At 58.0% G+C, this 11,462-nt stretch carries 11 protein-coding genes; 7 read left to right on the top strand and 4 right to left on the bottom strand.

All coding sequences use genetic code 11. The features are described 5' to 3' along the window. Positions 1 to 12: 12 nt before the first annotated feature. Positions 13 to 1,704, bottom strand: a complete 1,692-nt coding sequence (locus tag PMI18_RS15400; RefSeq protein WP_007900553.1) for a lactate permease LctP family transporter — start codon at positions 1,702 to 1,704, stop codon at positions 13 to 15. 262 nt (positions 1,705 to 1,966) lie between these two features. Here PMI18_RS15400 and PMI18_RS15405 point away from each other — a divergent pair, with 262 nt between their 5' ends. Next, positions 1,967 to 2,734: a GntR family transcriptional regulator gene (locus PMI18_RS15405; protein ID WP_007900552.1), complete on the top strand. Its 768-nt coding sequence runs from the start codon at positions 1,967 to 1,969 to the stop codon at positions 2,732 to 2,734. A 164-nt stretch (positions 2,735 to 2,898) separates the two neighbouring features. Here the strand turns inward: PMI18_RS15405 and smpB are convergent, their stop codons facing one another. Further along, complete coding sequence (smpB, locus tag PMI18_RS15410) at positions 2,899 to 3,381, bottom strand: SsrA-binding protein SmpB (RefSeq protein WP_007900551.1); 483 nt, start codon at positions 3,379 to 3,381, stop codon at positions 2,899 to 2,901. A 118-nt stretch (positions 3,382 to 3,499) separates the two neighbouring features. On the opposite strand from smpB, the gene PMI18_RS15415 reads away from it, so the two are divergent. Genes PMI18_RS15415 through PMI18_RS15425 form a run of 3 tightly spaced genes read left to right on the top strand, consistent with a single transcriptional unit; the run spans position 3,500 to position 5,652 of the window. Then, complete coding sequence (locus tag PMI18_RS15415) at positions 3,500 to 4,903, top strand: sodium-dependent transporter (RefSeq protein WP_007900550.1); 1,404 nt, start codon at positions 3,500 to 3,502, stop codon at positions 4,901 to 4,903. A gap of 7 nt (positions 4,904 to 4,910) precedes the next feature. Then, the gene (locus PMI18_RS15420; protein WP_007900547.1) at positions 4,911 to 5,345 is read left to right on the top strand and encodes a type II toxin-antitoxin system RatA family toxin; all 435 of its coding nucleotides are present in this window, start codon (positions 4,911 to 4,913) and stop codon (positions 5,343 to 5,345) included. Continuing rightward, positions 5,338 to 5,652 carry an RnfH family protein gene (locus tag PMI18_RS15425; RefSeq protein ID WP_007900540.1) on the top strand — a complete coding sequence of 105 codons (315 nt, stop codon included), beginning with the start codon at positions 5,338 to 5,340 and terminating at the stop codon, positions 5,650 to 5,652. Before PMI18_RS15420 ends, PMI18_RS15425 begins: the two co-directional genes overlap by 8 nt. 62 nt (positions 5,653 to 5,714) lie before the next feature. Here PMI18_RS15425 and PMI18_RS15430 read toward each other — a convergent pair whose 3' ends face one another. Then, positions 5,715 to 6,242 carry an outer membrane protein assembly factor BamE gene (locus tag PMI18_RS15430; RefSeq protein WP_007900538.1) on the bottom strand — a complete coding sequence of 176 codons (528 nt, stop codon included), beginning with the start codon at positions 6,240 to 6,242 and terminating at the stop codon, positions 5,715 to 5,717. A 97-nt stretch (positions 6,243 to 6,339) separates the two neighbouring features. On the opposite strand from PMI18_RS15430, the gene fur reads away from it, so the two are divergent. Further along, on the top strand, positions 6,340 to 6,744 hold the full coding sequence (fur, locus tag PMI18_RS15435) for a ferric iron uptake transcriptional regulator (RefSeq protein ID WP_003197684.1): 405 nt from the start codon (positions 6,340 to 6,342) through the stop codon (positions 6,742 to 6,744). A 75-nt stretch (positions 6,745 to 6,819) separates the two neighbouring features. On the opposite strand, the gene recN is transcribed toward fur, so the two are convergent. Beyond that, on the bottom strand, positions 6,820 to 8,493 hold the full coding sequence (gene recN / locus PMI18_RS15440; protein WP_007900533.1) for a DNA repair protein RecN: 1,674 nt from the start codon (positions 8,491 to 8,493) through the stop codon (positions 6,820 to 6,822). 241 nt (positions 8,494 to 8,734) lie between these two features. On the opposite strand from recN, the gene grpE reads away from it, so the two are divergent. Next, positions 8,735 to 9,301, top strand: coding sequence for a nucleotide exchange factor GrpE (grpE, locus tag PMI18_RS15445; RefSeq protein ID WP_007900531.1), 567 nt, complete (start codon positions 8,735 to 8,737; stop codon positions 9,299 to 9,301). A 102-nt stretch (positions 9,302 to 9,403) separates the two neighbouring features. Further along, entirely contained in the window at positions 9,404 to 11,320 is a 1,917-nt protein-coding gene (gene dnaK / locus PMI18_RS15450) for a molecular chaperone DnaK (protein ID WP_007900530.1), read from the top strand. The last annotated feature ends 142 nt before the right edge of the window (positions 11,321 to 11,462 follow it).

Genomic DNA, 11,462 nt, shown 5'->3' with positions numbered 1-11,462 from the left:
CGCGTGTAGTTCTTAGTGCACCAGCATGCCGGTGAACCAGTAGGCCTGAGCCAACGTGATCAGGCCGACGATCGTTGCAAAGAATAGGCTGTGCTTGAGGGTGAAGCGGAACAGATCCGATTCCTTGCCCACCAACCCAGTCGCGGCACAGGCCACGGCGATCGATTGCGGCGAAATCATCTTGCCGGTCACGCCGCCGCTGGTGTTTGCCGCCACCAGCAAGGTGTCATTGACGCCGATCTGGTGCGCAGTGGTTGCTTGCAGCGAACTGAACAGTGCGTTGGACGAAGTATCGGAACCAGTCAGGAAAACGCCCAGCCAGCCGAGGAACGGCGAGAAGAACGGGAATGCCGCGCCTGTGCCCGCCAGTACCAGCGCCATGGTCGACGACATGCCCGAGTAGTTGGTGACGAAGGCGAAGGCCAGCACCATGCCGATGGACAAAATCGGCCAGCGCAGCTCGTAGAACGTTTCTTTGAAAGTGGTAATACCAGTTTTTAGATTGATCTTCAGCACCAGCATCGAGATCAGCGCAGAGAAAAAAATCGCCGTGCCGGTCGCGGAAATCGGATCGAGTTTGAACACCGCCGGAATCGCCGTCGGGGCGGTCACGATCGGAGCGACCTTGATCACCATTTGATCCAGATGCGGGATCGCGAAGTTGAACACCCAGCTATACATCGAGCCACCCGCAGCGAACATCGCCTTGAACGGTTTCAGCGTCCAGATGGTGACCAGTACGGTGAGGATCAGGAACGGCGACCAGGCTTTGAAAATTTCCCCCAGGCTGTAAGGCGAAGCCACGGTGGTGCGCGGTTGGCCGAAACCACCGGCGCTGGACACCACGGAAGCCGAGACGGCGCCGACGATGTGTTGGCCGGCGGCGCGTTTTGGCTGCCAGATTTTCAGGAATAACGTCAGGGAAATCAGGCTGGCCAGCGCGGAAGTGATGTCCGGCAGTTCCGGGCCAATGAAGTTCGAGGTGAAGTATTGGGTGATGGCAAAGCTTAAACCAGCTACCAGCGCCGCCGGCCAGGTTTCCCGAACGCCACGCAGGCCATCCATCATGAACACCAGCCAGAACGGCACGAACAGCGACAGCAATGGCAGCTGGCGACCGGTCATGGCGCCGATCTTGAACGCGTCGATGCCGGTGACTTGCCCGGCGACGATGATCGGAATCCCCAAGGCACCGAAGGCTACCGGCGCGGTGTTGGCGATCAGGCACAGGCCCGCGGCGTACAGCGGATTGAAGCCCAGTCCCACCAGCAGCGCGGCGGTAATCGCTACCGGTGCGCCGAAACCGGCGGCACCTTCCAGGAAGGCGCCGAAGCAGAAGCCGATCAGCAGCACTTGCAGGCGCTGGTCGTCAGTGATCGACAGTACCGAGCTGCGGATCACTTCGAACTGACCACTCTTGACCGTCAGTTTGTACAGGAACACCGCTGCCACGATGATCCACGCAATCGGCCACAAGCCGTAGGCGAAGCCATATCCGGCTGCCGCGAAGGCCATGTCGACCGGCATCTGGAACGCGAAGATTGCCACCGCAATCGACAGCGCCAGGGTGATGCTGCCGGCCACGTGGCCTTTGAGGCGGAACACGGCCAAGGCCAGGAAGAAAAATACGATGGGGATGACGGCCGCGAGTGCGGACACGCCGAGACTGCCGAGCGGGCTGTAGAGCTGTTGCCAGGTTTGCATATGGGGTGGCCCCTAATTGTTGTTGGTCAGGCACTGGTCAGCGTTCTTGGTTAATTGGTAATACCAATTTACAATCGCTGTTGGCTAGGGTAAAAGCCTTGTATGCGGTGTGTCAATTTGCCGCCCTAAAACTTTTGTCGAATGAGCGGTGCAGAACGCATCTGATCTGTTCGATCAAACGTCGTCTGGTAGGTGCCGGTGCGGCGCTGATAGGCCAGAATAGAGAGCCCGGCGAGCCGCCGGGATCGTGGAGAATTGAGTGATGGGGTTTGATCAGATTCGGCAGCGCCGTTTGTCTGACGATATTGTCGAGCAGCTTGAGGGGATGATCCTCGAGGGCACATTGAAGGCTGGCGAACGCTTGCCGGCAGAGCGCGCGTTGGCCGAGCAGTTCGGCGTCTCACGCCCTTCGTTGCGCGAAGCGATTCAGAAACTGACGGCCAAAGGGCTGCTGGTCAGTCGTCAGGGCGGCGGCAACTACGTGGTGGAATCCCTGGGCTCGACGTTCAGCGATCCGCTGTTGCATCTGCTGGAAAGCAACCCCGAGGCCCAGCGCGATTTGCTGGAGTTTCGTCATACGCTGGAAGCCTCCTGTGCGTACTACGCGGCATTGCGCGCGACTGATGTGGATCGCGAGCGGCTGACGGCGGCATTCGACGAATTGCAGGACTGCTATTCGCGTCATGACGAAGTGAGTCGGCTGGAAGAGGGCGCGGCGGACGCAAGATTTCACTTGGCGATCGCCGAGGCGAGTCATAACGCGGTGTTGCTGCACACCATTCGTGGGCTGTTCGACCTGCTCAAGCGCAACGTGGTGACCAACATTGGCGGCATGTACAAACAGCGTTCAGAAACCCGCGACATGCTGATCGCGCAGCACAGAGAATTGTATCTGGCGATTATCGAAGGTCGGGCAGAGCAGGCGCGGGAGGTTTCCAGTCGACACATTCTGTATGTGCAGGAAGTGCTGGAAGAGGTGCGTCAGGAAGTGCAACGCGTGGCTCGGGCGGAGCGGCGCAAGGGGATGTAAGGCGCAAGGGAGTGTAATCAGCTTCTCTGTGGCGAGGGAGCTTGCTCCCGCTGGGGTGCGAAGCGGCCCCCAGGCCAGCACCGTTAAGCAGATCGTTTACGACTGCTTCGCAGCCGAGCGGGAGCAAGCTCCCTCGCCACAAAAGCCGCGATCAGGCAGGAAAATTAATCTTCCTTGCCCTTGTTTCGCACCGCCCGCTGCAACTCACGACCGGCGTCGCGTTCGCGTTCGGTATCACGCTTGTCGTATTCCTTCTTGCCCTTGCCCAGAGCGATCTCGCACTTGACCATGTGCTTGCTCCAGTACCAGGACAGGCACACGCAGGCATAACCTTTTTGCTGCACTGCAGCAGCCAGCTTTTCCAGCTCGCGCCGATTGAGCAGCAATTTACGGGTGCGGGTCGGATCTGCGATGACGTGGGTGCTGGCAGTCATCAGCGGCGTAATGTGGCTGCCGAGCAGCCAGGCTTCGCCATCTTTGAGCAGCACGTAACTGTCAACCAGTTGTAGCTTGCTTGCCCGCAAACTTTTTACTTCCCAGCCGGCCAGGACCAGACCAGCCTCGAACTTATGCTCGATGAAGTAATCGTGTCGCGCCTTTTTGTTCTGCGCGATGGTCCCTGTTGGGTGTTTCTTCTGTTTAGCCATAGGGGCGGCATTATATGGAGTTACACCGCTGTCGGCTACGGTGAAGCTACGTGCTTGAGCAGGTTGATTGAATCCCGGACAATGCGGCCTCTTTTTTGAACGCTTGGGCGTGATAACGATGTCGACAGACAAGGTTTCTGTCCACGGCAGTTGGGCTAGCCGCTGGGTCTTCATACTCGCCGCGACCGGTTCGGCCGTGGGTTTGGGTAGTATCTGGAAATTCCCTTACATGGTCGGCGTCTACGGTGGTGGAGCCTTCGTGCTGATGTTCCTGGCCTGTATCGCGCTGATCGGTGTGCCCGTGATGCTGGCCGAAACCCTGATCGGCCGGCGTGCACGGCAGAGCCCGGCCAATGCCTTGAAGGTCCTGGCGCTGGAAGCGGGGCATTCGGCGAAGTGGTCCTGGGGGGCGTTCGCCGGGATGATCACGGCACTGCTGATTCTGTCTTTCTATAGTGTGGTCGGCGGCTGGTCGCTGGATTACATCATCGACATGGGGCGTGGCGACTTCCAGGGCGCGACACCTGATCAGGTCGGCGCCTACTTCGGCAATGTGATCGCCGACCCATGGCGCCTGACACTTTGGCACACGATTTTCATGCTCCTCTCCGCCGTGGTGATCGCCAAAGGCGTGGTCGCCGGGCTGGAGCGCAGCCTGCGGATCATGATGCCGCTGCTGTTCGTGATGGTGATTGTCCTGCTGGGCTACAGCATGACCACCGGCCACTTCATGGAGGGCGTGCATTTCATGTTCGACTTCCACCCGGAAAAAGTGCTCGATGGCTTGCTGCCGGCCATGGGGCACGCGTTCTTCTCCCTGAGCGTGGGCGTCGGTTCGATCATGATCTACGGTGCTTATATGCCGAAGAGCTCGTCGATTTCCGGCACCATTGTCGGTGTGGCGCTGCTCGATACTTTCGTTTCCCTGGTGGCCGGTCTGGCATTGTTTCCGATTGTGTTCGCTGCCGGCCTGAACCCGAGCGAAGGCCCCGGCCTGATGTTCGTCAGCCTGCCATTTGCCTTTGGCAACGTAGCGTTCGGCCAATTGATGGGCGTAGTGTTCTTCGTGCTGGTAGCGATTGCGGCCTGGAGTTCGGCGATTTCCCTGCTCGAGCCAATGGTGGCTTACCTGGTTGAGCGCACGAAGATCAGCCGCGCCTGGGTCACCTTCTGGCTGGCATTCATCTGCTGGTTCGTCGGTCTGGGTACGGTGTTTTCCTTCAATATCTGGAAGGAAGCCAAGTTTTTCGTGAACGAAGGCGGGATCTTTCATCTCTATCAATGGGGAGCAGCCGGTGGCCTGGACTTCTTTGGTGTGATCGATTTCTTCACCTCGCGGATCATGTTGCCACTCGGTGGTTTGTGTTTCGTGGTGTTTGCGGGCTGGGTGATGGGGCGTGAAGCAGTGCGCGACGAATTGTCGATCCGCCGTCCGGTGCTGTTCGCCCTGTCCCTGTTCTTGATGCGCTATGTGGCGCCCATCGGCATTCTTGTAGTGTTTGCCGCCCAGCTGTGGAAGTAACGCTGACATGACGACACACATTCAACGTTCGGCCCTGCTGCCGTATCCGGCACAAGCGCTGTATGACCTGGTCAACGATGTGGCCCGCTATCCGGAATTCCTGCCGTGGTGCTCGTCGGCCGAAGTTCTGGAAAGTACTCCTGAGCTCATGCGCGCCAGCGTCGGCGTGGCCAAGGGTGGCCTGAGTCAGCATTTCGTGACGCGTAATACCCTGGTGCCCGGGCATTCGATCGAGATGAACCTCGAAGAAGGCCCGTTCAGCCAGTTGCATGGCATCTGGGTGTTCAAGCCGTTGGGCGAGAAGGCCTGCAAGATCAGTCTGGACTTGTCGTTCGATTACTCGGGACCGCTGGTGCGTGCGACGTTGGGGCCTTTGTTCAATCAGGCAGCGAATACGCTGATGGATGCGTTTTGCCAGCGTGCGAAACAGAAGCATGGTTGAGGCTGTGATCAAGGTTGAAGTGGTGTATGCCGCTGTTGATCGTCAGGTATTGCTGACCGTAACGGTGCCGATGGGCGCAACGGTGCGGGATGCGTTGCTCAAATCCGGCCTGAACAGCGAATTCCCTGAGCTGGATCTGGCCAGTTGTCCGGTTGGAATCTTTGGCAAGGTGATTGCTGAACCGGCCAATCGTCCGGTTCAGGCAGGGGATCGCCTCGAGATTTACCGGCCGTTGCTTGCCGATCCGAAAGAAGTTCGCCGGTTGCGCGCCGCCAAGGCGGCGGAGGCCAAAGCCCGGAATCAGTGATTCCGGTCAAACGCCAAACAATAAAAAACCCGGACATGCCGGGTTTTTTATTGCGTCGCAAATTATTGCGGCGAGGTTTCCAGCGGTTCTGGCGTCGGGACTGGAACGGTTTCCACGTTGTCCACATCCTTTTGGATCTGGTCCAGCAACGAACCTGGCTTGACTGGTTTTTCTGGCTTCGGCTTCTCGGCGTTTTCGGCAGGCGCGGTCACGGTAGTGTCACTGTCCTTGCCGAGAATGGCTTCGTCGCGGCTCACGCCCGGCATGAAATCGCCAGAGAGGCTGACAAGTTGGTCATTTGGGTTGAAGATAACGCTAATGCGTTCCTGTTGGCGTTCACCGCCACCCGGTTGCAGGCTGTAGAGATAATCCCAGCGATCGGCATGGAACGTGTCGGTCAGCAGAGGGTTACCCATGATAAACCGTACTTGCCGGCGGGTCATTCCCGGGCGTAACTGGTCTATCATGTCCTGCGTGACGACATTGCCCTGCTGGATGTCGATTTTGTAAACCCCGGGGAATGAACAACCGGCGAGTGCGAGCAGTCCCACAAAGGTGAAACTGGTTAGCAAGAGCTTGGTGTTTTGCATCGGTGGGCGACTTCCACTATCTTGGCTGGGACAACGTAAACGCCGATCATACCCGCATTAAGAGAAGCTGCGAAGCAGCATCGCGAGAAAGCTGACCATGGTTGAAAATAGCGAACTACGCAAAGCCGGCCTCAAAGTGACCCTTCCACGGGTCAAAATTCTGCAAATGCTCGATTCCGCCGAGCAACGCCACATGAGTGCCGAGGATGTCTACAAGGCGCTGATGGAGGCTGGTGAGGACGTCGGTCTGGCCACGGTTTACCGTGTCCTGACCCAGTTCGAGGCAGCTGGCCTTGTGGTGCGGCACAACTTCGACGGAGGCCATGCGGTCTTCGAGCTGGACGACGGCAAGCATCATGACCATATGGTCAACGTCGAGACCAGTGAAGTGATCGAATTCTTCGACGAAGAAATCGAGCGGCTGCAGAAAGCAATCGTCGACAAGTATGGCTTCGAGATGGTTGATCACAATCTTGTACTGTACGTACGCAAGAAAAAGTAAGCATGTCGCGCGAACTTCAGGTTCGCGAAACGAGCGAAGGCGACCCCAGGGTCGCCTTCGTGCTTTCTGCTGTTCTCAAATTTTCGCGGTAACGACCATCTTTTTCGCGTGAGCCAGTGATTCCTTGGTGAGATCGATGCCGCCCAGCATCCGTGCCACTTCTTCAACGCGATCGGTCTTGCTCAGTTTTGAGACGGCCGTATGTGTGGCGTCTTCACCGCGGACCTTGTGTACAAACAGATGTTGATGCCCCTGCGCCGCCACTTGCGGCAAGTGAGTCACGGTCAGAACCTGCCCACGCTCCCCGAGGCGTCGCAGCAACTGGCCGACAATCTCGGCGGTCGGGCCGCCGATACCCACGTCCACTTCATCGAACACCAGGGTCGGTACGCGGGAGGTCTGTGCAGTGATCACCTGAATCGCCAGGCTGATACGCGACAGTTCGCCCCCCGACGCCACTTTTGCCAGGGCTTTCAATGGTTGCCCCGGGTTGGCGCTTACCAGCAGTTCTACTTGTTCGAGTCCATTGGGCAGCAGTTCGTCGCTGCTGTTGGGGCGCAGCTCGATGGTGAAGCGGCCGCCGGGCATGCCCAGGCGCTGGATTTCCTGTTCTACGGCACTGGCCAGGCTGCTTGAGGCTTGATGCCGCAGATCGCTCAGCTCCCGCGCCTTCTCCTGATAATGACGGGCGTAGGAGGCCAGCTCATCGCTCAGTCGTTCGATGGATTCGTCGTTGGCATTCAGGGTTTCGATTTCATCGAGTAGCTTCTGTTGCATCTCGGCGACCTCGGTCGGCTGGATGCGGTGTTTGCGCGCCAGGGTGTAGATGGCATCAAGGCGCTCTTCCAGGTATTGAAGGCGGGCCGGGTCGGCATCGAAATTGTCGAGAAAGCGGTTCAGCTCGCCCACGGCTTCTTCAACCTGAATCTGTGCGCTGGTCAGCAGGCTGCTGGCTTCACCCAGGGCGCCGATCGAATTGTTCACGCTCGATAGGCGGTTAAGGCTGGCGGTGAGTGCATTCAATACATTGCCTGAATCACTTTCGCTGCATTGTTCGACCACTTGCCGGCAAATGCCCAGCAGGGTTTCGGCGTTGGTCAGGTTCTTGTGTTCCTGTTCCAGCTGCTCCAGCTCGGTTTCGCCAAGGCCGAGGTTTTCCAGTTCTTCGAGTTGGTAGCTGAGCAATTGATGGCGGGCGCGTTGTTCGTCGCCGGAGTTGGAAAGGCGTTCCAGTTCCTGGCGGGTCTGGCGCCAGCGTTGGGCAGCCAGTTGCACCTGGCGGGCGAGGTCCGTGGCGCCGGCGTATTCGTCGAGCAATCGGCGATGGGTATCGGTTTTGAGCAGGGATTGGTGTTCGTGCTGGCTGTGGATGTCGATCAGCAACTCGCCCAGGGCCTTCAGGTCACCGAGGGGGCAGGGAGTGCCGTTGATGTAGCCGCGCGAGCGCCCTTCAGCGGTGATCACTCGACGCAGAATGCACGGGCCGTCGTTCTCGAGATCGCGCTCGGCCAGCCAGGCGCTGGCTTCCGGGATGTCGACCAGATCGAAGGTGGCCAGGATATCGGCCTTGTCGGCGCCCGGGCGGACCACGCCGCTGTCGGCGCGATCGCCCAGGGTCAGGCCCAGGGCGTCGAGCATGATCGACTTGCCGGCGCCGGTTTCCCCTGTGATCACGCTCATCCCGCGATCGAGTTCGAGATCGAGATGTTCAACGATGGCGTAGTTATGTACGGACAGGTGCACCAGCATAAAGGCCGCTCCCAGGCTTTAGGTCTGGTTATTTATACAGTGTTTTGTTTCAGGCTGACAATGCCCTCTCTTAGGTCGATTTGCTTGATTTGCGAAAATCCTTAGCGCAATGAGGAATGACAATGCAGCTGTTTTTTGTAGGGGTAATCATCAAATAGCCCTTGAAGCTGAATTTTGCGGCCCCATATACCGGGGCAGAAGCGCGAGTTGAGCTCGCGGACGATATTGGAAGGAGAAATCTATGGCTGACGAACAGACAGTGGATACGCAAAATCTAGACGCCAACCAGGGCCCCGAGGCTTCGGGTGAAGACCTGGCGGCTCGTGTACAAGTGCTCGAAGAGCAATTGGCTGGTGCGCAGGATCAGGCTTTGCGTGTAGCCGCCGATCTGCAGAACGTCCGCCGCCGTGCCGAGCAGGACGTTGAAAAGGCTCACAAATTCGCCCTGGAAAAGTTCGCTGGCGACCTGCTGCCGATCATCGACAGCCTGGAGCGCGGCCTGGAGCTGTCCAACCCTGACGACGAGAACATTCGTCCGATGCGCGAAGGGATCGAACTGACCCTGAAAATGTTCCAGGACACCCTGAAACGTTATCACCTGGAAGCGATCGATCCTGAAGGCGAACCCTTCAACGCCTCGCATCACCAGGCAATGGCCATGCAGGAAAGCGCCGACGTCGAGCCAAACAGCGTGCTCAAGGTGTTTCAGAAGGGCTACCAGCTTCACGGTCGCCTGCTGCGCCCGGCCATGGTCGTGGTCAGCAAGGCACCTGCACCGGTTTCGCCTTCGATTGACGAGCAGGCTTGAAATTAGCCGCAAGGCCCCCATTTAGAAGTCAAGCGTTTAAGTGCTACCGCAGTCAGCCACCACTACTGCGGCATCCAAATCCAAAGTTTCGGGAGAGTGAACATGGGCAAAATTATCGGTATCGACCTGGGGACTACCAACTCCTGCGTCTCCGTGCTGGAAAACGGCAAAGCCAAAGTTATTGAAAACGCTGAAGGCGCGCGTACCACGCCGTCGATCATCGCTTATGCCAACGACGGTGAAATCCTGGTTGGCCAGTCGGCCAAGCGTCAGGCAGTGACCAATCCGCATAACACCCTGTACGCGGTGAAGCGTCTGATCGGTCGTCGTTTCGACGAAGAAGTCGTACAGAAAGACATCCAGATGGTCCCTTACAAGATCGTCAAGGCTGACAACAACGACGCATGGGTTGAAGTGAACGGCCAGAAAATGGCGCCGCCACAAATCTCGGCTGAAATTCTGAAGAAAATGAAGAAGACCGCCGAAGACTACCTCGGCGAGCCAGTGACCGAAGCGGTGATCACCGTTCCGGCCTACTTCAACGACAGCCAGCGTCAAGCCACCAAAGACGCCGGCCGTATCGCGGGTCTGGACGTTAAACGTATCATCAACGAACCAACCGCAGCCGCACTGGCCTACGGTATGGACAAGGCGAAAGGCGATCACACCGTGATCGTTTACGACTTGGGCGGCGGTACTTTCGACGTTTCCGTGATCGAAATCGCTGAAGTCGATGGCGAGCACCAGTTCGAAGTGTTGGCTACCAACGGTGACACTTTCCTGGGCGGTGAAGACTTTGACATTCGTCTGATCGACTACCTCGTTGACGAGTTCAAGAAAGAAAGCGGCATGAACCTCAAGGGTGACCCGCTGGCCATGCAGCGCCTGAAAGAAGCCGCTGAGAAAGCCAAGATCGAACTGTCCTCGAGCCAGTCGACCGACGTGAACCTGCCGTACATCACTGCAGACGCTACCGGTCCTAAGCACTTGAACGTGAAAATCTCCCGCGCCAAGCTCGAAGCGCTGGTTGAAGACCTGGTTCAGCGCACCATCGAACCTTGCCGCATCGCGATGAAAGACGCCGGTATCGACGTTGGTTCGATCAACGACGTGATCCTGGTTGGCGGTCAGACCCGTATGCCACTGGTTCAGAAGCTGGTGACCGATTTCTTCGGTAAAGAAGCACGTAAAGACGTCAACCCTGACGAAGCTGTTGCCATGGGTGCTGCTATCCAGGGCGCGGTATTGGCTGGTGACGTGAAAGACGTTCTGCTGCTCGACGTCAGTCCGCTGACCCTGGGTATCGAAACCATGGGCGGCGTAATGACCGCGCTGATCGAGAAAAACACCACGATTCCTACCAAGAAATCGCAAGTGTTCTCGACTGCCGACGACAACCAGGGCGCAGTGACCATTCACGTACTGCAAGGTGAGCGTAAGCAAGCCGCACAGAACAAGTCCCTGGGCAAGTTCGACCTTGCCGAGATTCCACCAGCACCACGTGGCGTGCCACAAATCGAAGTGACCTTCGACATCGACGCCAACGGCATCCTGCACGTCGGCGCGAAAGACAAGGCTACCGGCAAGACTCAGTCGATCGTGATCAAGGCCAACTCCGGTCTGTCCGAGGAAGAAATTCAGCAGATGGTTCGCGACGCTGAAGTTAACGCTGAAGAAGACCGCAAGTTCGAAGAGCTGGCCAGCGCCCGTAACCAAGGCGATGCCCTGGTTCACTCGACGCGCAAAATGGTCGCTGATGCTGGTGACAAAGTGAGCGCTGAAGAGAAGACTGCAATCGAAGCCGCTGTAGTTGCCCTGGAAACCGCCATCAAAGGCGACGACAAGGCCGCTATCGAAGCCAAGGTTGAAGAGCTGTCCAAGGTCTCCGCGCCAGTGGCTCAGAAAATGTACGCTGATCAGGCTCAGCCAGCTGAAGGCGCGGCGCCGCACGACGAAAAAGCTGAAAAGGCTGACGACGTCGTTGACGCCGAGTTCGAAGAGGTCAAAGACCACAAGTAAGTTGTTGGTCGCCCGGTTGACTGCCTTCAGGCGGTGACTGGTAGGATGTCGCCGCGCGGGAGCTTGCTCCCGCGTTGGCGTGTCTGGAGTAAGTGAATTTTTACAGCATGCGACAACGCTCGAATGCTGGCGGTATGACCGG

It is taken from the genome of Pseudomonas sp. GM102 (genome assembly GCF_000282555.1).
Taxonomy (GTDB): Bacteria; Pseudomonadota; Gammaproteobacteria; order Pseudomonadales; family Pseudomonadaceae; genus Aquipseudomonas.
Note: the sequence above shows the minus strand (reverse complement) of the source record. Positions and strands in the feature narration are given on the sequence as shown.

Excerpts from the sequence above, each read along its gene's own strand:
- smpB (WP_007900551.1), bottom strand. The coding sequence starts at position 3,381 with ATGGCTAAACAGAAGAAACACCCAACAGGGACCATCGCGCAGAACAAA.
- fur (WP_003197684.1), top strand. The coding sequence starts at position 6,340 with ATGGTTGAAAATAGCGAACTACGCAAAGCCGGCCTCAAAGTGACCCTT.
- PMI18_RS15415 (WP_007900550.1), top strand. The coding sequence starts at position 3,500 with ATGTCGACAGACAAGGTTTCTGTCCACGGCAGTTGGGCTAGCCGCTGG.
- dnaK (WP_007900530.1), top strand. The coding sequence starts at position 9,404 with ATGGGCAAAATTATCGGTATCGACCTGGGGACTACCAACTCCTGCGTC.
- grpE (WP_007900531.1), top strand. The coding sequence starts at position 8,735 with ATGGCTGACGAACAGACAGTGGATACGCAAAATCTAGACGCCAACCAG.
- recN (WP_007900533.1), bottom strand. The coding sequence starts at position 8,493 with ATGCTGGTGCACCTGTCCGTACATAACTACGCCATCGTTGAACATCTC.
- PMI18_RS15430 (WP_007900538.1), bottom strand. The coding sequence starts at position 6,242 with ATGCAAAACACCAAGCTCTTGCTAACCAGTTTCACCTTTGTGGGACTG.
- PMI18_RS15425 (WP_007900540.1), top strand. The coding sequence starts at position 5,338 with ATGGTTGAGGCTGTGATCAAGGTTGAAGTGGTGTATGCCGCTGTTGAT.
- PMI18_RS15405 (WP_007900552.1), top strand. The coding sequence starts at position 1,967 with ATGGGGTTTGATCAGATTCGGCAGCGCCGTTTGTCTGACGATATTGTC.
- PMI18_RS15420 (WP_007900547.1), top strand. The coding sequence starts at position 4,911 with ATGACGACACACATTCAACGTTCGGCCCTGCTGCCGTATCCGGCACAA.
- PMI18_RS15400 (WP_007900553.1), bottom strand. The coding sequence starts at position 1,704 with ATGCAAACCTGGCAACAGCTCTACAGCCCGCTCGGCAGTCTCGGCGTG.